Source organism: Streptomyces davaonensis JCM 4913, from assembly GCF_000349325.1.
In the GTDB taxonomy this organism is placed as follows: Bacteria; Actinomycetota; Actinomycetes; order Streptomycetales; family Streptomycetaceae; genus Streptomyces; species Streptomyces davaonensis.
On the sequence record NC_020504.1, the window covers coordinates 7379066 to 7402161 of the forward strand.

Sequence of the window (23096 nt, forward strand, 5' to 3'; positions counted from 1 at the left end):
CGGAAGCGGCGATGCCCTGGTGGGCGTCGCCGCTTCCGTGTGTTCAGCCCGTCAACCGGAACGCCGAGTCCGCGAGGTACAGCTCGCTCGACTGGTGGGGATCCAGCCGGAGTTGGAAGTTGCGGTGGCGTAGATAGCGGCCCGGGAAGTTCACCGACTCCAGCATGATCGCGCCGGAGTGGGACGAGGCGCGTGGGCAGAAGGTGGCGTCCTGGGCGAAGAGCGCGGAGCCGTCGTCGGGCTCGGCGCGCAGCAGGAACTCACGGTGGCGCAGATAGCTGCCGTCCGCCGTGGCGAAGGAGTAACAGGACGGCTCGGCCAGGCCCTTGAGCAGCTTGAAGGTGTCGGCGGACGTGGTGAGCCGGACCAGGCCGTCGCTCACCTGCCAGGAGCGGTCGGGGTAGTTGACCGAGCGCACCGAGCGCCAGGCGGTGGCCGGCTCCGGGGCGGAACTGGCCGACGGTTCGGCGTGGCCGCGGGAGGGGGTGGGCGTCGGAGTGGGACGCGGTGCCCGGGTCTTCGAGTGCGCGGACGGGCGGCTGTCCGGCTCCGCCGACGGGGCCGGGGAGGCCGTACTCGCCGACGGGGTCGCGAAGGAGATCAGGCCGGGTGGGTAGGCGCTCGTCGACGGGAACGCCGACTGTGACGGACCGTCAGTGGGCTTGTGGGTCACGGCGATTGCCGTCACGCACGCGCCGATCGTGGCCAGCGCCAGGGCCCCGGCCAGCCAGAGGCGGCGCGTGCCCGGCGTCCGGGAGGTTTCCGGCGCCCAGCCGCTCTCCCAGGGACGGGCCTGAGGGGGCCGGGACTTGTTGTTTGGCATGCGCTTTCCTTCAGCGGCATATGTGAATGGTGAAACAGTAGTGGAGGGTTGGACGCTTCGAGCGGGCGTTTGGGGAAATTGAAGCGAGCGCTTTCCACATCGCGTGGATGGGTGTGTGAACCGGAGTTCCCTCGCATGTGTACGCCCGTACATATAGCTGTGTACGCTTGTACGCATGGGATACCTGACGCTCGCCGGCGCCATCGCCGCCGAGGTGGCCGCCACCACCGCCATGAAGTACAGCGACGGTTTCAGCAGGCTCTGGCCGTCGCTGCTGACGGCGCTCGGCTACGTCGTCTCCTTCGCGCTGCTCGCCCAGACCCTGAAGACCGTCGGCATCGGCGCCGCCTACGCGATCTGGGCCGGTGTCGGCACCGCGAGCATCGCCGTCATCGGCCTCGTGGCGTTCGGTGAGGCACTGACCTTCACCAAGATCTCCGGGATCCTGCTGATAGTCGCGGGGGTCGTGGTCCTGAACCTGGGCGGCGCGCACTGATGGCCCGGCGCTACGACCCGGAGCGACGCCAGCGGATCATCGACGCCGCGATCCGGGTCGTGGGACAGAAGGGCCTCGCGGGTCTGACCCACCGCTCGGTCGCGGCCGAGGCCGACGTCCCGCTCGGCTCGACGACGTACCACTTCGCCACCCTCGACGAGTTGATGGTCGCGGCGCTGCGGCAGGCCAACGAGGGTTTCGCCAAGGTGATCGCCGCGCGCGGCGCGCTGACCGACCCGACGGCGGACCTCGCGCAGGAGCTGGCCGGGTGGATCGGCGAGTGGCTCGCGGGCGACCGCACGGGTGTGGAACTGGAGTGCGAGCTGTATCTCGCCGCCCTGCGCCGCCCCGCCCTGCGCCCCGTCGCCGCCGAGTGGGCGACGGACCTTGCGGAACTGCTCGCCCGCCGCACGGACCCGGTCACCGCGCGGGCGCTGGTCGCGCTGATGGACGGGATCTGTCTTCAGGTGCTGCTCACGGGGGTGCCGTACGACGAGGAGTACGCGCGGGAGATCCTCGGGCGGGTCATCGTCGCGCCGGCGCCCGGCACGTGAGATGCGGGGTGCACCGGTTCGCCCCGGCGGCCCCCGCCAAGTTAGGTTGCCCTCATGACCGACACGACTGCACCTCGCACCACCGGCGCCGTTGCCGCCGGGCTCGCCACGATCGCCGCCGACGGCACCGTCCTCGACACCTGGTTCCCCGCGCCCGAGCTCGCCGTCGAGCCCGGCCCCTCCGGCACGGAGCGGCTGTCCGCCGAGCGTGCCGTGGAGCTGCTCGGCGAGGGCGCGGCGAAGGCGCTCGGCCCGGACGCCCGCCGGGGCGTGGAGGTCGTCGCGGTGCGCACGGTCGTCTCGTCCCTCGACGCGAAGCCCATCGACGCCCACGACGTCTACCTGCGGCTGCACCTCCTCTCCCACCGCCTGGTCAAGCCGCACGGCCAGAGCCTGGACGGCATGTTCGGCTTCCTCGCCAACGTCGCCTGGACCTCGCTCGGCCCGGTCGCGGTGGACGACATCGAGAAGGTGCGGCTGAACGCCCGCGCCGAGGGGCTGCACCTTCAGGTGACGTCCATCGACAAGTTCCCGCGCATGACGGACTACGTGGCACCGAAGGGCGTGCGCATCGCCGACGCCGACCGCGTTCGCCTGGGCGCGCATCTCGCCGAGGGCACGACGGTCATGCACGAGGGCTTCGTCAACTTCAACGCGGGCACGCTCGGTACGTCGATGGTCGAGGGCCGGATCTCCGCGGGCGTCGTCGTCGGGGACGGGTCGGACATCGGCGGCGGTGCGTCGACGATGGGAACGCTGTCGGGTGGCGGCAATGTGATCATCGCTATCGGTGAGCGGTGCCTGATCGGTGCGGAGGCGGGTGTCGGTATCGCGCTGGGCGATGAGTGCGTTGTCGAGGCCGGCCTGTACGTCACCGCGGGGACTCGGGTGACCATGCCGGACGGGGAGATCGTCAAGGCCCGTGAGCTGTCCGGCGCGTCGAACATTCTGTTCCGTCGTAACTCGGTGACGGGGACGGTGGAGGCTCGGCCGAACAATGCGGTGTGGGGCGGGTTGAACGAGATTCTTCACAGTCACAACTAGCTCCGCAGAGGGGGCGGTTGGGTAGTGGGGGAGCTGCGGGCCGGTGGGGGCTGGTCGCGCAGTTCCCCGCGCCCCTAAAGCACTTCCCTGAATTTCCGCAGTGCTGCGAAGTCCGGCTCCCGTAGGCCGATTCTTGGGTTCACGTGGTGCAGCAGTGCCGGTCCCACATGGTTCTGCGCCACATACGCCTCGTCCGCCTCGCTCTGTTCGTCGTCCACCCACGCGAAGGGGCGGCCCTGCGCGTACTTCACGATCGTCGCCGTCTTCCAGTGGACGCCGTCCGGGCGTTCCGCGAACAGGTTGTCGCCGAAGTCGACGTACGGGAGTTCGGGGAGGCCGATGACCGGGGCGATCCAGCGGTTGGCGGCGTTCATCCAGGTCGTGGCCCAGCAGAGGTCGTAGTCGAGGGCCAGCAGGGACGGGCCGTGGGACGGGTTGAGCCAGACGCGCAGGGGGCGGCCGGGGCGGAGGGAGACCCGGATCGTGGTGTAGCCCTCGGGGCGGCGCTCGGGCTGGGCGGCCCAGGGGTTCAGGGGGCCGTCGACGTCCAGGAACAGCAAGGGGCGGCTCACGTGGTCACCGTACGGGAGCGATGCCCCCGACGAGGTGGGATTTTCTTTACGCCAGTGGCATAGCGGGGCGCGGTGGGACGCGTCATCCCCGGTGGAGGGGGCGGGCAACGAGCCCGCCCGGGGAAGCGAAGGTGACGATGGATGGCCAGGCGCAGGACAGGTTCCGGGAGTTCGTGGAGAACCGGTCGGCCGCGCTGTTGCGGACTGCCGTGCTGCTGAGTGGCGGGGATCGGCATGCCGCTGAGGATCTGCTTCAGAACGCGCTGATCAAGGCGGCCGGGCGGTGGCATCGGATCGACGAGCCCGAGGCGTATGTGCGCCAGATTCTGTATCGGCAGCAGATCAGCCGTTGGCGGCTGAAGTGGCGGCGGCGCGAGTTGAGTGTCGCCGAGCCGCCCGACACCGGCGCCTCCGCGGACGACTCCGGCGCCGCCGAGCTGCGGCTCGTCATACGCGGCGCCCTTGCCCGGCTCACCGCGCGGCAGCGGACCGTGCTGGTACTGCGCTACTTCGAGGACCTGCCCGAGGCCGAGGTGGCCCGGATCCTCGGCTGTTCCGTCGGGACCGTCCGGTCCACCACCCATCGCTCCCTCGCCCGGCTGCGCACCCTCGCGCCCGAGCTGGCCGGCCTCACGACGGTGGAGCGACTGCCCGACTTCTCTCCCGTGGAGGTACGTCCGTGAACGTCGAGGAACTCGTGCGTGAGACGTTGCGGGAGACCGCCGAGGCGCAGGGACCGGTCGCGCCCGGCCTCGCCGACCGGGTGCTTGCCGTGCGGCGGCGCCGCCGCGCCCGCAGGATCGCCGCCGCAGCCGCGGGCACCGTGGCCGTCCTCGCCCTCGCGGTGGGCGTGCCGCAACTGGACTCCGGGAAGGGCGATGTCCGGCCCGCCGGCCTCCTGGACGGCGGCAGCGAGACGTATGCGCGTCCGGATCAGTCGCCGCCCCGCGAGCTGATCGCCGCGGGACAGGTGGCGTTGGCCGCCTACTACACGACGGAGACGCAGGCGGAGGGCGACGATCACGGTCGCCTCGTCCGCACCTACTGGCTGCTCGACGCGGCGACCGGACGGTACGAGAAGGACACCCGGTGGTCCTACGTCGCCGTCGCCCCTGGGATGCGGACAGCCGCCGTACTGGAGCGGACCCTGCCGGCCCAGCGGATCGGGCTGCTCGACCTCGCGACGGGGGAGGTCGAGCGGTGGATCCCGGTCGGGCATGGAGTGGGCGGGCTGGCGTACTCCTACGACGGCACGCGGCTCCTTGCGACGACGTACGAGCAGGACCCCGATCTGATGCCCGAACGGGGTGTCGACGAAGAGGGTGAGCCGGTCTATTTCGCTGACCCCGAGGGGTCCACCCGGACCGGCTTCATCGTCCTGGACCCGGCGGATCAGAACGAGAACGGGAACGCCTGGAGCAGCGCACCGGACGAACAGCGCTTCAACGCCCGTTCCGACTTCGCGTTCAGCCGCGACGGGCGGTCGGTGTACGCGCAGCTCGTCGGTGAGCGGGACGGGATGCAGCAGTTCTACGACCTCGCGGGCAACGAGGTGGCCGCGCCCGCGAACGAACGGCACCTGCGGTGGGACGTCGGCGCCCGGCTCTCCCCGGACGGCACGTTGGCCGCGCTCGGGCTGACGAAGGAGGTGCCGGACAAGTCGTACTCCTCGATCCGTGATCCCCGTACCGGCAAGGAGATCACCAAGGTGCGCGGCGGCGAGCTGATCGCCTGGGTGGACGACCGGCGGCTCATCGCCTGGGAGCGATCGGCGGGTGAGGAGCTGTACCGCCCGCGGCTCGCGCTGGTCACGATCGGCAGCGACGAGGTGACGTGGCTGAGCGGGGCGCGGGAGCAGCGGGCGGATACGCGGTGGAACTGGGAGCCGGTGTTCGCGCGGTGGTGATCACTCGGCCGCGGTGAGCGTTCGGTACGCGTTCAGCAGCCCGTCGGTCGTCTCGCGGTCGGCGGGCCTCAGCGGGGGGCGGACCGGGCCTGCGGGAAGGCCGAGTTCGCCGAGGAGGGCCTTCGCGGTGACGGTGCCGGGCAGGCCCGACGACATCATCAACTCGATGAGGTGGGTGGCCTGTTGCTGTCGGACGGCGGCTTCCGCGGTCCGTCCGGCGTCGAACGCGTCCAGTACGGCCCGGAGTTGGGCCGGGGCCGCGTTTGCCACCGTGCTGATGTAGCCCGCGCCGCCCACCGCGTACAGTGCGAGGATGTGCTCGTCGCAGCCCGCGTAGTACGCCAACTCCGTGCGGGAGATGACCTTTTGGGCGGCGAGGAAGTCGTAGGAGCAGTCCTTCACCGCCACGATTCTCGGGTGCTCGGCGAGGCGGAGCAGGGTGTCCGGCTCGATGCGGACGCCGGTGCGGCCCGGGATGTCGTACACCGTGAGCGGGAGGCCGGACGCGTCGGCGATCTCCCGGAAGTGGGCCTCCAGGGCGTCCTGCGGGGGCCTGCTGTAGTACGGCGCCACGATCAACAGGCCGTCCGCGCCCGCCTTCTCGGCGGCCAGGGCCAGCTCGACGGTGTGCCGGGTGTCGGAGGTTCCGACCCCCGCGACGACGGAAACCCGCTCGCCGACGGCCTCCCGTACGGCGCGTACGAGCCGGGTCTTCTCCTCGTCCGTCGTGGTCGGGGACTCGCCCGTGGTGCCGGACGGCACCAGGCCGTCACACCCCTGCGACACCAGCCGCTCGGCGAGCCGTTGCGCTCCGGGGAGGTCGAGCGCGCCCTCGTCGGTGAAGGGCGTGATCATGGCGCAGAGGGCGCGGCCGAAGGGGGTGTCGGTGGTTGTCATGGTTGTAGTCTCGGCAGCGGGATAGTGAAGCTCCACTTAAATTTTCTACTAGGTAATGATAAGTGTTGCTGTGAGGTTGGGCTGGGTGCGGTGGGCGGCCCTATGTCCAAACTGGGGCGTCGTGGGTCACTATGGGCCGGACGGTCAACGACCACTGGTCCTGGAGGCGTCATGAAGCTCGGCAAGGCACTCGCCACCGGAGTCGCTGAAGAGCGGCCGCTGATCCATGAGAAGGCGCCGGAACTCCCCGAGAGTGTGACGGAGATCGAGGAGCTGCCGGCCCCTGAAGAGGTACCGGTCGCGCGATGAGGCTGCGGCTTCCGGAGGAACGCCCTGCGGAGCCGCCGACCGGATACAAGATCGCCCACCCGGTGCTGTCCCATGACGGTGCGCGGGCCGGGTTCACCGGTGTGTCGCTCGGCGGCGCGCTGCCGTACGGAGTCCTGGCCGACGCGTCGTGTGTGTACGGCTTGCGGCATCGGGCGCCGCATCGGCGGTGTGACTGCGGCTTCCACTGCGTGCATGAACGGGCGGCGGCGGAGGCGTTGTTGTGCACGGCGGAGCATCGGGCGGCGGTGCTGCTGGAGGTGACGGTGCTCGGGCGCTACCTCCGCTTCGAGCTCGGGTTCCGGTATGCGCGTCAGCGGGTGCGTACAGCGACTGTCGGGCCGTGTGCGTGTGGCGCGGGGGCGGTTGTGCTGGCGGATGCGGGGTGGGGCCGGCCGGGGTGGCGGGGCCTGGCACCGTCCTGCGCGAGCTGTCTGCGCGGCCGTACGTCGGTCTCCCTCGCGTCGTTCGCCCGGCTGGCGGGGGAGGGGCTGCGGGTGGTGGCGGGCGGCGCGGCGGTGTCCGTCCCGGCCGAGGAGCTGGGCGTACGCGAACTCGCGGCGGAGGCCGCACTGTTGCAGGCTCGCTTGGACTGGTTCCAGACCCAGCTGGCAGCCCTGGGGGAACGGGGCGACGACTCCCGCCCGTAGTCCTTTTTCGCCCCCGCCGCCCCTACCCGTCCCATCCCTGGGGGCTGCCGCCCCCAGACCCCCGATCGGCCCTGAAGGGGCCGCGTCCTCAAACGCCGGACGGGCTGAAACAGCCCCTCCGGCGTTTGAGGAGCGGGGTCGAAGGGGCGGAGCCCCTTCAGGATGGGACGGGTAGGGGCGGCGGGGGCGAGGATCTGGGCGTTGGTTACGCGTCCCTGTCCGGGGGTTCCGGTTTCGTCGAGAGGATGGCTCTTGCCTGGTCTGCCGCTCGCGTGATGCTTTCCGTGACGAAGTCCAGGAAGCGGGCGATGTTTTCGAGGCGGACGGCGGCCGGGGTGTCGGGGCCGAGGATGCCGACGCCCTGCCGCGCCGTCTCCACTATCTGCGCCGTCCCTCGGGCGCTGGCGATCATCGACTGGTACCAGACGTCATCGTCGACGACATACCGCTCCCGCCGCCGCTCGTCCCGCTCTCGCCGCACCAGCCCCTGACTCTCCAGAAACGTCACCGCCTTGGAGATCGACGCCGGACTCACCTGAAGCCGCTGGACGAGTTCCGACGCGGTCATGCTGCCTGAGTCACTGATGCACAGGGCGGCCATCACCCGCGCCATCATCTTGGGCGTGCCCGACTGCATGAAGACGGTCGTCAACGTCTCCTCGTACTCGCGCACGGCATCCGCGTCCCGCCCGTACGCCTGCGGTGCCGCTTCCCCACCCCGGGCCGGAGTCGGCTTGCGGCGATGTGCGCGCTGCTCCGTCGCGCGGTGAGCCAGATCCGCGCGGTACCCGGCGGGACCGCCGTTGCGCATCACCTCACGCGTGATCGTCGAGGTCGGCCGCTCCAGCCGCCTGGCGATCTCGGCGTAGGCCAGACCATCGGCCAGCCCCAGCGCGATCTGCTGACGTTCCGCCTGGGTGAGTCGGCCTCCCGGCATCGCGGTCCCGTCCTGTTCTTCCGTCGTCCGTTCCGGCGTGCAGCATAGCGTTCATTTTCCATCCATTGCAACGAGCGGCGTGGCGATGTTGCGTTCAATCGCATTCCCATTGCAATGATTTCCTGCAATCTACCTGCTGTTATTGGGATTTCGTGCAACGAAGACGTTGCCGAACCCATGAACGCAACGTAGCTTTTCCTTCATCGGAAACAGCGACCATAACGCAACCGCAGGAGCTCACGATGCAGAAGTTCGACACCCCCTCCGCCATCTCCACCGTCCTGAACATCCCCGCCGGCCGTATCCAGCTCATCGCCGCCGACCGCACCGACACCACCGTCGAGATCCGCCCGGCCGACCCGGCCAAGAACCGTGACGTCAAGGCGGCCGAGTTGGTCGAGGTCGGCTTCAGCGAGGGTGTGCTGAGGGTCGAGATCCCGGAGAGCGAGCACCGGCTCCTCGGGCCGAGCGGGTCCGTCGAGGTCACCGTTCAACTGCCCACCGGCTCCGGTGTCCGGGGCAAGACCGCCGCCGTCGAACTTCGGGGCGTGGGGCGGCTGGGTGACGTGACCTACGACAGCTCCCAGGGGCCGGTCAAGCTCGACGAGGTCGCCACCGCCCAACTCACCCTCGCCGACGGTGACATCAGCGTCGGCCGGCTCAACGGGCCCGCCGAACTCCGCACCCAGCGCGGCAACCTCCGTATCGCCGAGGCCGCCACCGGCACCGTCACCCTCCGTACCGAACAGGGCGACATCACCGTCAGCGCCGCGCACGGCGTCTCCGCCTCGCTCGACGCCGGGACCGGATACGGCCGTATCAACAACTCGCTGAAGAACAGCGGCGACGAAACGGGTCTCACCATCCACGCCACCACCAGCTACGGCGACATCACCGCCACCAGCCTCTGAGCACGATCGATCGAGCCGATCAACCCAACCCGACAGGAGCCATCTCTCATGACCGAACCGGCCATCGCGGCCAACGGGCTGCGCAAGTCCTACGGCGACAAGACCGTCCTCGACGGCATCGACCTCGCCGTCCCGGAAGGCACGATCTTCTCCGTGCTCGGTCCGAACGGCGCCGGCAAGACCACCGCCGTGAAGATTCTCTCCACGCTCATCTCCGCCGACCGGGACGGCGGTCAGGTCCGGGTCGGCGGGCACGATCTCGCCGCCGAGGCGCAGGCGATCCGCGCGGCGATCGGGGTCACGGGGCAGTTCTCCGCCGTGGACGGGCTGATCACGGGTGAGGAGAACATGCTCCTCATGGCCGACCTGCACCACCTCGGCAAGCATGAAGGGCGGGCGGTGGCCGCCGAGTTGCTGGAGCGGTTCGATCTCACCGAGGCCGCGCAGAAGCCCGCCTCCACCTACTCGGGCGGGATGAAGCGGCGGCTCGACATCGCCATGACCCTGGTCGGCAGCCCGCGGATCATCTTCCTCGACGAGCCCACCACCGGCCTCGACCCGCGCTCCCGGCACACCATGTGGCAGATCATCCGGGAGCTGGTCACGGGCGGTGTCACCGTCTTCCTCACCACCCAGTACCTGGAGGAGGCCGACCAACTCGCCGACCGCATCGCCGTCCTCAACAACGGCCTGATCGCCGCCGAAGGCACCGCCGAGGAGCTCAAGCGGCTCATCCCGGGCGGGCACGTCCGCCTCCGCTTCACCGACCCCGGCGCCTACCAGACGGCCGCCACCGCGCTCCGCGAGGCGTCCCGGGACGACGAGGCGCTCTCCCTCCAGATCCCCAGCGACGGCAGCCAGCGCGAACTGCGCTCCCTGCTCGACTGGTTGGACGCCACCGGCGTCGAGGCCGACGAACTGAGCGTGCACACCCCCGACCTCGACGACGTCTTCTTCGCCCTCACCGACACCACCAACGCAGCGGGTATCCCCGACCAGTCCAAGGAGACTGCCCGATGAGCACCTTCTCCCTCGCCGTGCGCGACTCCTCCACCATGCTGCGGCGCAACCTGCTGCACGCCCGGCGCTACCCCTCCCTGACGCTGAACCTGCTGCTCACACCGATCATGCTGTTGCTGCTCTTCGTCTACGTCTTCGGCGACACCATGAGCGCGGGCATCACCGGCGGCGGTCCGGACCGCTCCGAGTACATCGCCTACCTCGTCCCGGGACTGCTGCTGATGACCATCGGCAGCACCACGATCGGTACCGCGGTCTCGGTCTCCAACGACATGACCGAGGGCATCATCGCCCGCTTCCGGACCATGGCCATCCACCGGCCCTCGGTGCTCATCGGACACGTCGTCGGCAGCGTGCTCCAGTGCGTGCTGAGCGTCGTCCTCGTCGGGGCCGTTGCGACCGCCATCGGATTCCGCTCCACCGACGCCAACCTCATCGAGTGGATCGCGGCCTTCGGACTGCTCGTGCTCTTCGCGACGGCGCTCACCTGGATCGCCGTCGGCATGGGGCTGATCAGCCCGAACGCCGAGGCCGCCAGCAACAACGCGGTGCCTCTGATCCTGCTGCCGCTGCTGTCCAGCGCCTTCGTCCCGCTCAGCGCGATGCCGGGCTGGTTCCAGCCCGTCGCCGAGTACCAGCCCTTCACCCCGGCCATCGAGACCCTGCGCGGACTCCTGCTCGGCACGGAGATCGGCCACGACGGCTGGCTCGCCGTCGCCTGGTGCCTGGGGCTCACCGTCCTCGGCTACTTCTGGTCGACCTCGAAGTTCAACGACGACCCGAAGTGACGGCCGGAGCAACCTCCAACCGGGCCCGTACACCGATCACTTGACCTCAACCGAGCTTGAGGTCGGAGGGTGATCGGCGTACGGGCCCGTCACTTACGCACAGGAGGCCGCCATGACCCGCCGTACCCACGCCCACCCCGACCTCACCCGCCCCGAGAACGGCGCCCCCTTCTTCAGTACCTGGCGGGTGGGCACCCCCGAGCGGCAGGCGGCGGCCGTCGAGGCCATCGCCCGGACCTGGGAGCGCCGGCCCTGGGGCAGCGCCGATGTGCTCACGTACCACGTCTACGCCGGTCATGACGGCACCACCTTGATGCACTACTCGCAGTGGCGGTCCGAGCAGGGCTACGAGGCATACTTCAAGACCCTCCGGCAGGAGCGCAACGACGAGATCGACACCGCCGTACCGGGGATCGAGCGGGTGCGCCTTGATCGGTACCGGCTCTACCGCAGCCGCGCCCGCGCCGCCGGCGACACCCGGGTGCCGGGGCTCATCGTGACCGTGCGGATCGACTTCGAGGCGGATGCCGCCGAGCGGCGGAAAGAGTGGGTGGACACCGTTCTCGCCTCGCTGGGCGGGCCGGTCGGCGACCCGGGGCTCATCTCTGCCCACTTCCATCTGAGCACCGACGGCGGTCATGTCCTCAACTACGCCGAGTGGGAGAGCGATTCGGCCTACGACGCCGTCATCGACGCCCCCGAGACACCTGAGTGGGAGCGGGTGCGGACGTACCCGGGCGTCAAGGGGTTCACCGGCAGCCGGTACCGCCACAGCCTCGGGCTGGTGCCGTAGGGGTCACCCACTCGCCGACAATTCCATCCTCCTGGACAAAAAAAGTTTTCGGTGAGACGGTGGATCCATGTTGGACGTGACCGTGATCGAGGACCCCGAGGCGGCGGCCGTCTCCCTGGACCCCATACGGGCCCGGCTGCTCGCCGAGCTCGCCGCCGGACCCGCGTCGGCCGCCATGCTGGCCGGAAAGGTCGGGCTGCCCCGGCAGAAGGTGAACTACCACCTGAAGGCACTGGAGCGGCACGGCCTGGTCGAGCTGGCCGGGGAGCGCCGCAAGGGCAATGTCACCGAGCGGCTGATGCGGGCGACCGCCGCGTCGTACGTCATCTCGCCGCTCGCCCTGGCCGCCGTACAGCCCGACCCGGAGCGCTTCCGGGATCAGCTGTCGGCGCGCTGGCTGCTGGCGGTCGGCGCCCGGTTGGTGCGCGACGTCGGGTCGTTGATCACCGGTGCCACGAAGGCGCGGCAGCGGCTGGCGACGTACGCCCTGGACGGCGAGGTGCGCTTCGCCTCGGCGGCCGAACGAGCCGCGTTCATCCAGGAGTTGACGGCCGGGGTCACCGCCCTGATCCAGAAGTACGACGCTCCGGACGCCGAAGGCGGCCGTGATCACCGGATCGTCGTCGCCGTCCATCCCACGTTGAAGAAAACCGAGTCGGAATAGTTCAGGAGCGCATCATGCCCAAGGAATTCGAGATCGCCCGGGAGTTCGAGGTCGACGCCACTCCGGAGCAGGTCTTCGAGGCGGTCACCGCCGGGACCGGGGGGTATCTGTGGCCCATGGAGCCGCCGGAGCCCCGCGTCGGAGGCAAGGGGCCCTTCGGGTCCGAGGTCATCGCCTGGGATCCCCCGCACCGCTACAGCAACCTCGTGGAGAACGTCGAGGGCATCTCCGAGCAGACCCGTAACCAGCTCGACTACACCATCGAGCCGCGCGACGAGGGCAAGCGGGCCTGGGTGCGGTACGTGCACAGCGGGATCTTCGTCGACGACTGGGACAACCAGTACGACGGCGCCGCCAAGCACACCGACTTCTATCTGCACACCCTGCGCGAGTACCTCACCCACTTCGCGCCCCGCCCGGCGGCCTTCGCCACCTTCGACGGGCCCGAGGCGTCCAAGTCCGCCGACGCCCTCGAAGTCGTGGCGCGGGCCCTGGGAGTCGGAGCCGAGGCCGGCTCGCAGGTACGGGTGCACGGGCCCGACGAGTTCGACGCCGTCGTCGACTTCCGCAACCCCTACTTCATCGGGCTGCGCACCGACCGGGGCCTCACCCGGATCTTCGGGCGCAACCACTGGGGCTACAAGGTGGGCATCTCCCTGCACGACTTCGCGCCGGACGCCGAGAGCAGCATCGCGGAGTGCGAGGCCGAATGGCAGGGCTGGCTGAACAAGGTGTTCAGCCAGCCCTGAGCGAGCCGTGATCACGGCCGTGCGGTGTTACGGCCTGAAGCGCAGCACCTGCGGGTCGTGGTCGCTGATCTGGTCGTTGAACTCGGCGTTGACGTGCACGCTGTCGAACTCCAGGTCACAGGCGCGCCGGATCGACGGGCTGACCAGGATCTGGTCCAGGACCTGGGCGTTGCCCTGGTAGACGTACGAGTAACGCTCGCTCTTCGGCAGCGACTTGACCGCCGACCACAGGGCGCCGTCGCTCTCCAGGATCTTGGTGGTCTCGGAGAACTCGAAGTCGTTGATGTCGCCGAGCGTGATGACGCGCGCGTTCTTCTGGGTGTCGAGGATGTCCTTGACGAAGGAGTTCACCAGGGTCGCCTGCTGGTGCCGCTGGGTCTCCGAGCTGCGCGCCACCGGCTGGTACTGCGAGGTCAGTCCCTGGTCGCCACCCTTGGAGTTGAAGTGGTTGGCGATCACGAAGACCGTGCGGCCCCGGAAGACGAACTCGCCGGCCAGCGGCTTGCGGCTGCTGGCGAACGCGGCGTTCGCCGGGTCGATACGGCCGGGGGAGACCGTCAGCGCGGCCTTGTCGTCGATCTCGGTGACGCCGACGGCCGTGGTGGCGTCGCCGCCCGCGCGGTCCGTGAAGGAGACCCGCTCCGGGTTGAACAGGAAGACCTGGCGGATGTTGCCGCCCGGCTCGCCGCCATCGGTGTTGTTCGCCGGGTCGACGGAGCGCCAGTCGTACGTCGGACCGCCCGCGGCCGCGATCGCGTCGATCAGCTTCTGCACCGTCTGGTCGGCGGCGACCACACCGTCGTTCTTCGCGCCCGTGTTGTCCTGGATCTCCTCCAGGGACACGATGTCGGGCGACTGGAGGTTGTTCACGATCGCGGCGGCGTGCGCGTCGAACGTGGCGTCGGACGGGTCGAGGTTCTCGACGTTGTACGTCGCGACCGCCAGCTCGCCGTTCCGCTGCTTCTCCGTGGTCTCCCGCTTCAGCTCGGCGCTCTCCAGCGTGCCGAGCTTGCTCGCGACCAGGGTGTAGCCGCCGAACTGGTTGTAGTCCAGCGGGCCCGCGGTGGTGCCGGCGAGGGTGTCACCGACGTTCGCCTTCGGGAAGTCGGCGGTCGCGCCCAGCGACTGGATCTGGAGCCGGCCGGTGTTCTGCGACTCGTAGGAGCCGTAGACCGTGCCGCCGCGGCGGTTGCGGTTCTCCCACGGCTTCACCGTGACCCACAGCTCGGTGTACGGGTCGGTGGCGCCGATCACCCGGGTGTCGGAGACCTGGACGTTCATGCCCTCCAGGGACTCGTACAGGTCCAGGGCGTACTGCGACGGCTGGAGCGGCAGGCCGTTGATGGAGTTGCCCGCGGTGCTGTCACCCGCCGGGACATAGGCGCTCGGCACCGACTTGGCGTCGATGACCGTCGCGGCCGGAACGGCGTTGCCGCTGGAGACGACGGTGATCACCGGCTTGGTGATCTCGGTCAGCGCCTGGTTGCCGGAGGAGGTGCCGCCGGGCACGTACTCCGAGACCGTGCCGGAGACCGAGACCAGGTCGCCCACCGCCACGCCCTTCGGCGTGGAGCTGGTGAAGACGAAGACGCCCTCGCTGGTGGCCGGGTCGGCGTCCGCGTTCGGGTCCTGGATCCAGAAGCCGCGGGACGAACCGTAGGTGCGCAGGCCGGTGACGATGCCGGTCACATCGGTGACCTGCTTTCCGGCGTACGGGGAGATGCGGGTGCTGCCCTGGATGTCATGGATGCGCAGCGAGTCGGCGTGCGCGGGAGTGGTCAGGGCGATGGCGGACGCCGCGGAACAGACAGCGGCGACGGTGAGCGCGGCGAGGCGCGCGGACGACTTGCTCGGCAACGGGATCCCTCCGGGGACATACGTGGGTGCCGGGACGAGGGTGAAGCGTGGAATGTGGGAGCCGCAACCGGTGGGGCGGCTGTGACGCGCGTAGAGATTCGGTGAACAGGTGTCCTATAAATTTCTACGCGCGTAATCTCCTGCCTGGTCAGGCCACTTGTCAAGGTTTCGGCCATGTACACCGGTCAACGGGTAGATGAACCGGGCGGCATGGGGCCAAAGCGGTCTAGGCTGAGCGGCCGAGTGGTACGACGCGCCCGAGGAGAACCAGCCGATGTCAGACAGCTCCCCCCTGCCGCCGGTACGGCTGCACCCCGAAGCGGAGCTGGCGCGGGACGCGCTGTCCACGCCGTTGCTCGCCCGGGCCGCCCGGCTCGCCCGCTGGGCCGGTCCCGACACCCGGGTCGACGCCGGCGGCGGACTCGCCGAGGAGCAGCTCCCCGCGGCCGCCGAACTCCTCGGCCTGACCGGCGACGACGCCGCGGCCGACGCCTCCGAGGCATGGCGGGTCGCGGTCGACTCCGGGCTCGTCGAGATCACCGACGAGGACGAGGGCACCGTCGCCGCGGGCGAGGACCTCGCCCTGCTCACCGGCGGCTCCCCGCACGACGTGCTCGCGGTCTGGCTGTCCGCGCTGGAGACGGTGCTCGCGGACGCCTCGGTGCCGGACCTCGACGACCTCGTCGGCGCCGTGAACCTCGAGGACGGCGGCGAGATCGACTTCTCCCAGCTGGACTGGGACCCCGAGGCCGAGGCGGAGTTCCTCGACGAGGTGCTCGGCAACCTCTACCTCCTCACCGTCAGCGAGGACGGCCCCGGCGAGGCCCCGGTGCCGCTGCCCGCGCTGGCCGCGTCGGTCATCGTGCCCAGCGACATGGGGGAGCCCACCAACGACGTGCTGGAGCAGGTCTCCGACGCGATGATGCGCCTCGACGACCAGTTCCGGATGCTGGAGCCGGTCGGTCTGGTGGCGTACCAGCCGGTCGACGAGGCGCTGATGGCGGACGCCGACGAGGAGCCGGCCGCGCCGGTCGACGACACCGATGTCTCCCGGTACGGCATGGTCCGGCTGACCCCGCTCGGGCTGTACGGCCTGCGGGCGCGGCTGTTGGAGGCCGGGTTCTCGGCGCCGGCCGTCGGGGACCTCGCCGACAAGGGTGCCGATGCGCTGCTCGACGGTACGGCCGTGTTCCCGCCCGGTGCCGCGCAGGCGGAGACCGAGCAGTGGCTCACCCGGCGTGAAGTGCTGCCCGCGGCACGGGAGTTGCTGGCGGCTGCCCGGGGGGCGGACTCCGGGGCGCCACTGCGACGGCTGCGATGCCAGCAGGCGCTGTCTCTGGTCGGCGTCGAGGCGGAGCCCGCGCTGCGGGAGGTGCTGGACGATCCTGAGCTGGGTGGGCTTGCCCGGGTCTGGCTGACCGAGCGGGGGGCCGCGGATGTGCCGGTGCCCAGTGAGGCGATGGTGTTCTGGCTGACGATCGACACGGTTGCCGCGCAGTTGGCGGCGGAGGGGAACTCCGAGGAGCTCCGGGCCCTTGTCGAGGGGCTCGCTCAGCAGCACAGTGGGTTCTTCGCGGCGGTGTGGCGGGTGGATCATCCCGCTACCGCGGAGGTGTTGGAGGCGATGGGGCGGTTGCATCCGGACAAGCGGATCGCGAAGGAAGCGCGGAAGGCTGCGTTCAAGGCTCGGTCGCAGGCCTAAGAGGGTGGGGTGTGGGGAGCGTCGGCGGCTGCGGGTTCGCTGTGGCTGGTCGCGCAGTTCCCCGCGCCCCTTTGGGGAGTTGGGGTGCGTGTTCGTAGTTTCCTCGGGGAGTTGAGTCCTGGGGCTCGGGGTGCGCTTGCTCGGTATGGGACGCGATTCTCCTTCCCTCGTGGCTCCTTTCTCATCTCCGAAGGCGCTCTCGATTCCGATGTCTTCGTGCTGCTCTCCTCTTATGTGAAGGTCACCGCCTCGCTGACCGACGGGGGGTGGACCCTTGTTGCCGTTCGTATGTCCGGGGACCTCGTCGGGGAACTGGCAGGGATGAGCGGGGCTCCTCGTAGTGCTTCCGTCATTGCCTGCGGGTGTGAGCCCGTCACCGCGCTTCGGTTGTCGTGGGGGGAATTCGAACAGGTCAAGGCCGAACATCCGGAGGTGCTGGCGCGGCTTCAGGAGTCCGTGAGTCGGAAGCTGGCCGCGGCCACCCGCCGGCGGGTCGACTATCGGCGGCGCAGCCCCACTGTCCGGCTTGCCCGGGTTCTGGTGGAGATGGCCGATGACTTCGGGCAATCGGTGCGCGGGCGGGAGGTAATCCTTCCGATGGACCTGAAGCACCTGGAGTGGGGCGAGTTGATCGGGGTCTCGGAGAGCACCGCGTACCGCGCTCTGCGGGAGCTGCGTGATCTCGTGGACGCTCATCACCGGCGTGTCATCGTCATGGATCTGACGGGGCTCCGTGCCGTGGCCGACAGGGAGTAAACACGGGGGGCGTGCACCGGGCGCGAAGCGGGTGGCGACCCTTCGTTCGGGTGTGATATTCACCTGCTGTCACCACGGCATGGACTTCGTCCTCCTGTCAGGAGAGGTCACACCCACTTTGCAAGGCAACGCCTCCGACTCCGGTGACGGACTCGGTTCCGATTCAGTCGACAATCTCTTCGAAGCGGTTTTCGTTCGAGCCGATCTGGGCGACTACAGCAGTTTCCTCGGCCCCGAGATGGTGGAGGCGCAGGCCGCGCTCTACGGGGCCTACCAAGAGGCGCTCGCACAGATGCCCGAAGTGTTGCGCGGGGAATGGCGAGGCTTTCAGAAGGACGGTGACGGGTTTCTCGTTCTGTGGCCCAGCAAGCGGATGAGCCTGGTGGTCGCCAAGTTCGTCGCCGCCTTCCAGGACACCCTCGCCAAGAAGAACGTCGGCCGGGAACCCGCCAAACTGCTCCGGGTCCGCCTCTCCGTCGTCACCGGCCTCGCCGCGGACAGCGCGCTCGGCACCGCGGGCGAGGGGGCCGTGGAGGCCAAGCGGCTGGTCGACTGCCAGCAGGCGAAATGGCTCCAGCGGGAGTTCACCGAGCAGCAACTCGTGGTGATCGTCAGCCAGTACGTGTACGAGCAGACCGTGCGCGGCGGTTGGGCGGCCGGGGTCGATCCGGCGAGCTTCCAGCCGGTTCAGGTGCTCGACAAGCACAAGAAGAAGCGCGGGGCCTATCTCACCGCCCCCGGCCGCACCGCGGAAGAGGTGCGCAGGACGGTCAACTCCTCGTTGTTCGCCTGGTTGCGGCGCCGGGTCGGAAGAACCGTTGCACCCCGGGTCCGCCGTATCGTGCGGGCCGTCAAGTGGACGCCGAAGCTGGTGCTGGCCTCCCTGGCGGCACCGGCCCTGGCGGCGCTGACGGCGGCGGCGCTGGTCGGCTCGCTGACCTTCAGCTGGTCGCACGGCGGTGCCGGGACCGTCGACGCCTCGGTCTGGGCGGCGGAGACGGCGTCCCCTGCGCCCGAACGCCCGGGGCCCGCGACCTCACGCTCCGAGGTCGGGCGGCCCTCGCTGAACGTCCCGTCGGCCACCGCGGCGGACGAGCGCGGCGCCGTCGGCAATGTGGGCGAGGGCTCGGTCCTCGTCGCCGACGGGACCGGCGTCCGGCTCGTGGACGACCGGGAGGGCGCCGGACGGACCTGGCGGTGGAGCCCGGTGAGTGGCGGGCGGCTGAGGCTGACGACCGGATCCGCACAGGCGCTGACGCTGGACCCGGGCACGGGCCGGGTCTCGCTCGACGCGTACGCCGCCCTCCCGGCCCAGCAGTGGTGGGCCGTACCCGTACCCGGTGGCAGGGGCTCCTTCCGCCTGCACAACGGCGCCCGCCCGGACGACTGTCTCACCGCCCGGGATGACGGGCTCGGACCGCGGATGGAGGGCTGCCGCCCCGGGGACCGCACGCAGGAATGGACGGCGGGCTGACATCCGCCCCCGAACGCGCGTACGTGTCCTCCTCCGTGCCCCGGCGCCACCCCGTCACCTGACGGGCGATGCCCGCTCGCCCGGCCGGGCCACCGCACCCTGGTGGCACGGGAGTCGGGGCAGGGGGCGTCGATGTCGGAGTACGGGGGAGGCCGGGCGGTGGAGATCGCCGTGGCCGCGGGGCTGGGGGCGCTGTCGGCCTTCCAGGGATACGTCCAGGAGGCCGATGCGAAGATCAACAGCATGCTGGTGGTGCACACCGGGGGAGTGGTCGCGGTGGTGACCACGCTCGGCAACGGCGAACGGCAGCGGCACGGTTCGCTCACCGACGTCGCCCTCGCCCTGTTCGCCGTGGCCTTCCTGGTCTCCGGCTATCACCTCGCGCGGGCCATGCGGCCCCGGCTGCGCGTACCGCTGCCGCTGAGCCCCTTCGGCTTCATGGGCCTGGACATACCGCCCTCCGCCGACCCGCGCGAGCTGTGCGCCCAGCTCTGGGACATGGCACGTCTGCTGGGCGTCATCGCGCACGCCAAGAACCGCCATCTGCTGCGGGCCATGCCCTGGACCGGAGTGATGCTGTGCTGCGGGGTCGCGGTGGCGATGTCAGGAGGGTGAGTCATGGCTCCGTGGCCGCCCGGAGTTCAACTCCCGTTCAGCCGCGGGCGGGACGGTGTCGAACCGAGGTCCGCCACCCTCCACGGCACACCCACCGTCACAGGAGACAGCATGTCGCTCACCCGCAGGGACTTCGCCAGGAAATCCGCCGTCACCGGAGCCGGTGTGGCGCTGGCGGGCAGTGTCGGCGCCCTCGCCACCGCTCCGAACGCCCTCGCCGCGACCGAGACCGTGACCGACGGCGCGGACCCGCTGCACGCGTACATCAGCCTCGGGTACGGGCCGCTGCTCCCCGACCCCGACGGCATCCTGGCGCTGCCGGCCGGATTCTCGTACCGCATCCTGACGCACGTCGGAAAGACCAAGCTGGAGTCCGGCGAGGGCACGCCGTCCAACCACGACGGCACCGCCGCCTTCGACGGCCCGCGCGGTACCACCCTGCTGGTCAACAACCACGAGATCGGCGGCGCCTACGCCGACGCCGACCACCCCGTCCCGCTCGCCGAGGGCCTGGTCTACGACCCCGCAGCGGCCGGTGGCTGCACGGTCGTCGAGGTCCGCCCCGGCGGCAAGGTCGCCGAGTGGGTCGGCATCGCCGGCACCTCCACCAACTGTGCGGGCGGCACCACGCCTTGGGACACCTGGCTCACCTGCGAGGAGACCGAGGACAAGGCCGGCTCCAAGGGCATGACCAAGGACCACGGCTATGTCTTCGAGGTCGACCCCGCCGACCGCCGCGCCAACAAGAACCCCAAGCCAATCAAGGCGCTGGGCCGCTACGCCCACGAGGCCGTCGTCATCGACCCCAAGCGCGGCCACGCCTATCTGACCGAGGACGCCTCCAACCCCAACGGCCTGCTGTTCCGCTGGACCCCGCCCGAGGGCTACCGGCACGGCCGCGGCAGGTTCCGCACCCTCGCCGACGACGCGGGCCGCCTCCAGGCCTCCAAGTGCTTCGACTCCGGCGGCCAGTTCGTCGACGACCTCTCCCGCGCCACGAAGATCGGCACGGTGTACGGCGTGGACTGGATCGACGTGCCCGACCGGGACGCGAAGACCACCTCCGTGCGCAAGCAGTTCACCGCCGGCCAGATCACCCGCTGCCGCAAGCTGGAGGGCATGTGGTGGGGTGACGGCGGCGCGTACATCGTCTCCTCCTACGCCCGCGCGGAGAGCCCCGGTCAGGCGCACGACGGCCAGGTCTGGTTCTACGACCCCAAGCGCCGCACCCTCACCCTGAAGGTCCTCCTCGGCGTGAACGCCGACCCCGCTGATCCCTCGGCGGTTGGCGCCTTCGACGGCCCCGACAACATCACCGTCTCCCCCTACGGCGGCCTGATCATCGCCGAGGACGGCGAGGGCATCCAGCACCTGTTCGGCGCCACCGACCGCGGCCGCACCTACCCGATCGCCCGCAACGACCTGAACATCGGCACCGAGGAGGAGCCGGAGTACAGCGAGTTCACCGGCGTCACCTTCTCGCCCAGCGGCCGCACCCTGTACGCCAACATCCAGGACCCGGGCATCATGCTCGCGATCACCGGACCCTGGAAGCGCCAGGGGCGGTAGTTAATTCGCTCGCCCACCGAATGCTGCGCCTCCTACAGTGAGTTCACGACGTCACGCACCTCCCGGTGCGATGGCAGCGGCTACTTCTTTCTCCAAGAATCCGACGCCGCAGCCGACTTGAACTCGGGAGGCGCAGCTCATGGTGGGTGCCCGGTGCGCAGGCAACGGTTACTTCATTGGATCAGAAGGTTGCGGGTTCGAATCCCGTCATCGACTTCGGGTCGGTGTAGCTCAATCGGATAGAGCATCTGACTAGTCCGTCGCCGACTCCTGATCTCGGGCATCCACCTTTTGCGCGCCTTCCTCCGAAGACGATCCGAAACCGCTTTGAATTCGGGGGAATTCAGCATGTCCCGCTTCAACATCCGGAACATCCGGACCGCCAAGGCCCCGCCGACCTCGCGCGTGACCTCCACCGGCCGCGTCCTGCGTACCTACGAGGGCGGCCGTGGCCGTGAGCGCGACGCGCGCTCCGAGCTCTTCCTGCTCGCGGTCGCCAACTTCGTCTCCCAGCAGACCTTCTACGAGTCCGGCGACGCCCGCGACGACCGCTTCCAGAAGCTGGTGCGCGAACTCGCCGTCACCGACCCGGAGTGGACGGCCGGTCTGCTCGGCTGGCTGCGCGGCGAGGGCAACCTCCGTACCGCCGCCGTCGTGGGCGCCGCCGAGTACGTCAAGGCGCGGCTGGACGCGGGCGTCACCGAGGGCCCGTCGAACCGGCGGGTCGTGGACTCGGTGCTCCAGCGGCCCGACGAGCCCGGCGAACTGCTGGCGTACTGGACCGCGACGTACGGCCGTAACGTCCCCAAGCCCGTCAAGCGGGGCATCGCCGACGCCGTACGGCGGCTCTACAGCGGCAAGTCGCTGCTGAAGTACGACACCGCGTCCAAGGGCTACCGCTTCGGCGACATCCTCAACCTGGTGCACGCGGCGCCGGACCCGGCGAAGTCCTGGCAGGGCGAGCTGTTCCAGTACGCCCTGGACCGGCGGCACAACCCCGACACCGCGGTGCCGCCCGCGTCCAACCGGACGCTGGTCGCCCACCGCGAGCTGATGGCGCTGCCCGTCGAGGAGCGGCGTGCGGTCGTGACGTCGGACGGCGGGGCCGAGCGGCTGGCCGCGGCCGGGATGACCTGGGAGGCGCTGGCGGGCTGGCTCCAGGGGCCGATGGACAAGGCGGCCTGGGAGGCCGTCATCCCGTCGATGGGCCCGATGGCGCTGGTGCGGAACCTGCGGAACTTCGACGAGGCGGGTGTCTCGGACGAGGTCGCCGCGCAGGTCGCCGATCGGATCAGCGACCCGGCGGAGGTCGCGCGCTCGCGGCAGTTCCCGTTCCGGTACCTGGCCGCCTACCAGCACGCGCCGTCGCTGCGCTGGTCCTACCCGCTGGAGCGGGCGCTCGGCCACTCGCTGGCCAACGTGCCCGCGCTGCCCGGCCGGACGCTGGTGCTCGTCGACCGCTCGGGTTCGATGTTCTACTCGCGGCTGTCGGACCGCTCGGAGCTCAACCGGGCCGACGCGGCGGCGATCTTCGGTACGGCGCTCGCGCTGCGGGCGGCGGACGCGGACCTCGTCGAGTTCGGCACCACGAGCCGGCGGCTGACCTTCGGCAAGGGCGAGTCGGTGCTCAAGGTCCTGGAGCGGTTCGGCGACCTGGGCGGCACCGACACCACCTCGGCGGTCCGCGCGCACTACCGCGGCCAGGACCGGGTGCTGATCGTCACGGACGAGCAGTACGCGTTCAACCGCCACGGCGGCCCGACCGAGCAGATCCCGGCGGACATCCCGGTCTACACCTGGAACCTGGCCGGGTACCGGGCGGGCCACGGTCCGTCCGGCGTGCCCAACAGGCACACCTTCGGCGGCCTCTCGGACGCCGCGTTCCGGATGGTGCCGCTGCTCGAGAGCGCCCGGGACGCCGACTGGCCCTGGGTCGCCTGAGCCCTGATCGTGGCCCGCACTTCACGGGGGTGCGGGCCACACCCTTGTCCG

Annotated in this window: 24 protein-coding genes; 19 read left to right on the forward strand and 5 right to left on the reverse strand. The window is 70.1% G+C overall.

Annotation, left to right across the window (positions count from 1 at the left end; translation table 11 throughout):
* Window positions 1-43: 43 nt before the first annotated feature.
* Complete coding sequence (locus BN159_RS32565; RefSeq protein WP_015661285.1) at window positions 44-823, reverse strand: AbfB domain-containing protein; 780 nt, start codon at window positions 821-823, stop codon at window positions 44-46.
* 175 nt (window positions 824-998) lie between these two features.
* On the opposite strand from BN159_RS32565, the gene BN159_RS32570 reads away from it, so the two are divergent.
* From BN159_RS32570 to dapD, 3 genes are read left to right on the forward strand one after another with little or no spacing between them, the layout of a single operon-like run.
* On the forward strand, window positions 999-1319 hold the full coding sequence (locus tag BN159_RS32570; RefSeq protein ID WP_015661286.1) for a DMT family transporter: 321 nt from the start codon (window positions 999-1001) through the stop codon (window positions 1317-1319).
* Window positions 1319-1873: a TetR/AcrR family transcriptional regulator gene (locus BN159_RS32575; RefSeq protein WP_015661287.1), complete on the forward strand. Its 555-nt coding sequence runs from the start codon at window positions 1319-1321 to the stop codon at window positions 1871-1873. The genes BN159_RS32570 and BN159_RS32575 overlap by 1 nt, the downstream gene beginning before the upstream one ends.
* Before the next feature lie 54 nt (window positions 1874-1927).
* Window positions 1928-2917 carry a 2,3,4,5-tetrahydropyridine-2,6-dicarboxylate N-succinyltransferase gene (gene dapD, locus BN159_RS32580; protein ID WP_015661288.1) on the forward strand — a complete coding sequence of 330 codons (990 nt, stop codon included), beginning with the start codon at window positions 1928-1930 and terminating at the stop codon, window positions 2915-2917.
* 74 nt (window positions 2918-2991) lie between these two features.
* Here the strand turns inward: dapD and BN159_RS32585 are convergent, their stop codons facing one another.
* Window positions 2992-3489, reverse strand: coding sequence for an HAD domain-containing protein (locus tag BN159_RS32585; protein ID WP_041820148.1), 498 nt, complete (start codon window positions 3487-3489; stop codon window positions 2992-2994).
* 137 nt (window positions 3490-3626) lie between these two features.
* Here BN159_RS32585 and BN159_RS32590 point away from each other — a divergent pair, with 137 nt between their 5' ends.
* Both BN159_RS32590 and BN159_RS32595 read left to right on the forward strand, forming a co-directional pair.
* A complete protein-coding gene (locus tag BN159_RS32590) occupies window positions 3627-4172 on the forward strand; it encodes a SigE family RNA polymerase sigma factor (RefSeq protein WP_015661290.1) in 546 nt (181 codons plus the stop codon).
* On the forward strand, window positions 4169-5395 hold the full coding sequence (locus BN159_RS32595; protein WP_015661291.1) for a YncE family protein: 1227 nt from the start codon (window positions 4169-4171) through the stop codon (window positions 5393-5395). The genes BN159_RS32590 and BN159_RS32595 overlap by 4 nt, the downstream gene beginning before the upstream one ends.
* Here BN159_RS32595 and dapA read toward each other — a convergent pair whose 3' ends face one another.
* The gene (gene dapA, locus BN159_RS32600; protein WP_015661292.1) at window positions 5396-6292 is read right to left on the reverse strand and encodes a 4-hydroxy-tetrahydrodipicolinate synthase; all 897 of its coding nucleotides are present in this window, start codon (window positions 6290-6292) and stop codon (window positions 5396-5398) included. It abuts the gene before it with no gap.
* A gap of 171 nt (window positions 6293-6463) precedes the next feature.
* On the opposite strand from dapA, the gene BN159_RS46310 reads away from it, so the two are divergent.
* Both BN159_RS46310 and BN159_RS32605 read left to right on the forward strand, forming a co-directional pair.
* Entirely contained in the window at window positions 6464-6601 is a 138-nt protein-coding gene (locus BN159_RS46310) for a hypothetical protein (protein ID WP_015661293.1), read from the forward strand.
* Complete coding sequence (locus tag BN159_RS32605; RefSeq protein WP_015661294.1) at window positions 6598-7269, forward strand: hypothetical protein; 672 nt, start codon at window positions 6598-6600, stop codon at window positions 7267-7269. Before BN159_RS46310 ends, BN159_RS32605 begins: the two co-directional genes overlap by 4 nt.
* 205 nt (window positions 7270-7474) lie before the next feature.
* Here the strand turns inward: BN159_RS32605 and BN159_RS32610 are convergent, their stop codons facing one another.
* Window positions 7475-8206: a GbsR/MarR family transcriptional regulator gene (locus BN159_RS32610; protein WP_015661295.1), complete on the reverse strand. Its 732-nt coding sequence runs from the start codon at window positions 8204-8206 to the stop codon at window positions 7475-7477.
* Window positions 8207-8448: 242 nt separating this feature from the next.
* Between BN159_RS32610 and BN159_RS32615 the strand changes: the two genes are divergently transcribed.
* From BN159_RS32615 to BN159_RS32640, 6 genes are all read left to right on the forward strand, one after another.
* On the forward strand, window positions 8449-9117 hold the full coding sequence (locus tag BN159_RS32615; protein WP_015661296.1) for a DUF4097 family beta strand repeat-containing protein: 669 nt from the start codon (window positions 8449-8451) through the stop codon (window positions 9115-9117).
* 48 nt (window positions 9118-9165) lie between these two features.
* On the forward strand, window positions 9166-10137 hold the full coding sequence (locus BN159_RS32620; RefSeq protein ID WP_015661297.1) for an ATP-binding cassette domain-containing protein: 972 nt from the start codon (window positions 9166-9168) through the stop codon (window positions 10135-10137).
* Window positions 10134-10925: an ABC transporter permease gene (locus BN159_RS32625; RefSeq protein WP_015661298.1), complete on the forward strand. Its 792-nt coding sequence runs from the start codon at window positions 10134-10136 to the stop codon at window positions 10923-10925. Before BN159_RS32620 ends, BN159_RS32625 begins: the two co-directional genes overlap by 4 nt.
* Window positions 10926-11037: 112 nt before the next feature.
* Window positions 11038-11718, forward strand: a complete 681-nt coding sequence (locus BN159_RS32630; RefSeq protein ID WP_015661299.1) for an antibiotic biosynthesis monooxygenase — start codon at window positions 11038-11040, stop codon at window positions 11716-11718.
* A 67-nt stretch (window positions 11719-11785) separates the two neighbouring features.
* The gene (locus BN159_RS32635) at window positions 11786-12382 is read left to right on the forward strand and encodes an ArsR/SmtB family transcription factor (protein WP_015661300.1); all 597 of its coding nucleotides are present in this window, start codon (window positions 11786-11788) and stop codon (window positions 12380-12382) included.
* 14 nt (window positions 12383-12396) lie between these two features.
* Window positions 12397-13131 carry an SRPBCC family protein gene (locus BN159_RS32640; protein ID WP_015661301.1) on the forward strand — a complete coding sequence of 245 codons (735 nt, stop codon included), beginning with the start codon at window positions 12397-12399 and terminating at the stop codon, window positions 13129-13131.
* A 27-nt stretch (window positions 13132-13158) separates the two neighbouring features.
* On the opposite strand, the gene BN159_RS32645 is transcribed toward BN159_RS32640, so the two are convergent.
* Window positions 13159-14988 carry an endonuclease/exonuclease/phosphatase family protein gene (locus BN159_RS32645; protein WP_015661302.1) on the reverse strand — a complete coding sequence of 610 codons (1830 nt, stop codon included), beginning with the start codon at window positions 14986-14988 and terminating at the stop codon, window positions 13159-13161.
* A 274-nt stretch (window positions 14989-15262) separates the two neighbouring features.
* Between BN159_RS32645 and BN159_RS32650 the strand changes: the two genes are divergently transcribed.
* From BN159_RS32650 to BN159_RS32675, 6 genes are all read left to right on the forward strand, one after another.
* The gene (locus BN159_RS32650; protein WP_015661303.1) at window positions 15263-16690 is read left to right on the forward strand and encodes a hypothetical protein; all 1428 of its coding nucleotides are present in this window, start codon (window positions 15263-15265) and stop codon (window positions 16688-16690) included.
* Window positions 16691-16774: 84 nt separating this feature from the next.
* Window positions 16775-17446 (forward strand): Crp/Fnr family transcriptional regulator, encoded by a 672-nt coding sequence (locus BN159_RS32655; RefSeq protein WP_041820152.1) that lies wholly within the window; start codon window positions 16775-16777, stop codon window positions 17444-17446.
* A gap of 79 nt (window positions 17447-17525) precedes the next feature.
* Window positions 17526-18920, forward strand: coding sequence for a hypothetical protein (locus tag BN159_RS32660; RefSeq protein ID WP_015661305.1), 1395 nt, complete (start codon window positions 17526-17528; stop codon window positions 18918-18920).
* A 132-nt stretch (window positions 18921-19052) separates the two neighbouring features.
* Window positions 19053-19535 (forward strand): hypothetical protein, encoded by a 483-nt coding sequence (locus BN159_RS32665; protein WP_015661306.1) that lies wholly within the window; start codon window positions 19053-19055, stop codon window positions 19533-19535.
* Between the two features lie 111 nt (window positions 19536-19646).
* Complete coding sequence (locus tag BN159_RS32670) at window positions 19647-21104, forward strand: alkaline phosphatase PhoX (protein ID WP_015661307.1); 1458 nt, start codon at window positions 19647-19649, stop codon at window positions 21102-21104.
* Window positions 21105-21452: 348 nt separating this feature from the next.
* A complete protein-coding gene (locus BN159_RS32675; RefSeq protein WP_015661308.1) occupies window positions 21453-23045 on the forward strand; it encodes a TROVE domain-containing protein in 1593 nt (530 codons plus the stop codon).
* Window positions 23046-23096: the final 51 nt, after the last annotated feature.

Bases quoted from the DNA above. Each gene is read 5' to 3' on its own strand.
- BN159_RS32565 (WP_015661285.1), bottom strand. From the start codon at position 823: ATGCCAAACAACAAGTCCCGGCCCCCTCAGGCCCGTCCCTGGGAGAGC.
- BN159_RS32570 (WP_015661286.1), top strand. From the start codon at position 999: ATGGGATACCTGACGCTCGCCGGCGCCATCGCCGCCGAGGTGGCCGCC.
- BN159_RS32575 (WP_015661287.1), top strand. From the start codon at position 1,319: ATGGCCCGGCGCTACGACCCGGAGCGACGCCAGCGGATCATCGACGCC.
- dapD (WP_015661288.1), top strand. From the start codon at position 1,928: ATGACCGACACGACTGCACCTCGCACCACCGGCGCCGTTGCCGCCGGG.
- BN159_RS32590 (WP_015661290.1), top strand. From the start codon at position 3,627: ATGGATGGCCAGGCGCAGGACAGGTTCCGGGAGTTCGTGGAGAACCGG.
- dapA (WP_015661292.1), bottom strand. From the start codon at position 6,292: ATGACAACCACCGACACCCCCTTCGGCCGCGCCCTCTGCGCCATGATC.
- BN159_RS46310 (WP_015661293.1), top strand. From the start codon at position 6,464: ATGAAGCTCGGCAAGGCACTCGCCACCGGAGTCGCTGAAGAGCGGCCG.
- BN159_RS32605 (WP_015661294.1), top strand. From the start codon at position 6,598: ATGAGGCTGCGGCTTCCGGAGGAACGCCCTGCGGAGCCGCCGACCGGA.
- BN159_RS32610 (WP_015661295.1), bottom strand. From the start codon at position 8,206: ATGCCGGGAGGCCGACTCACCCAGGCGGAACGTCAGCAGATCGCGCTG.
- BN159_RS32615 (WP_015661296.1), top strand. From the start codon at position 8,449: ATGCAGAAGTTCGACACCCCCTCCGCCATCTCCACCGTCCTGAACATC.
- BN159_RS32620 (WP_015661297.1), top strand. From the start codon at position 9,166: ATGACCGAACCGGCCATCGCGGCCAACGGGCTGCGCAAGTCCTACGGC.
- BN159_RS32625 (WP_015661298.1), top strand. From the start codon at position 10,134: ATGAGCACCTTCTCCCTCGCCGTGCGCGACTCCTCCACCATGCTGCGG.
- BN159_RS32630 (WP_015661299.1), top strand. From the start codon at position 11,038: ATGACCCGCCGTACCCACGCCCACCCCGACCTCACCCGCCCCGAGAAC.
- BN159_RS32635 (WP_015661300.1), top strand. From the start codon at position 11,786: ATGTTGGACGTGACCGTGATCGAGGACCCCGAGGCGGCGGCCGTCTCC.
- BN159_RS32640 (WP_015661301.1), top strand. From the start codon at position 12,397: ATGCCCAAGGAATTCGAGATCGCCCGGGAGTTCGAGGTCGACGCCACT.
- BN159_RS32650 (WP_015661303.1), top strand. From the start codon at position 15,263: ATGTCAGACAGCTCCCCCCTGCCGCCGGTACGGCTGCACCCCGAAGCG.
- BN159_RS32660 (WP_015661305.1), top strand. From the start codon at position 17,526: ATGGACTTCGTCCTCCTGTCAGGAGAGGTCACACCCACTTTGCAAGGC.
- BN159_RS32665 (WP_015661306.1), top strand. From the start codon at position 19,053: ATGTCGGAGTACGGGGGAGGCCGGGCGGTGGAGATCGCCGTGGCCGCG.
- BN159_RS32670 (WP_015661307.1), top strand. From the start codon at position 19,647: ATGTCGCTCACCCGCAGGGACTTCGCCAGGAAATCCGCCGTCACCGGA.
- BN159_RS32675 (WP_015661308.1), top strand. From the start codon at position 21,453: ATGTCCCGCTTCAACATCCGGAACATCCGGACCGCCAAGGCCCCGCCG.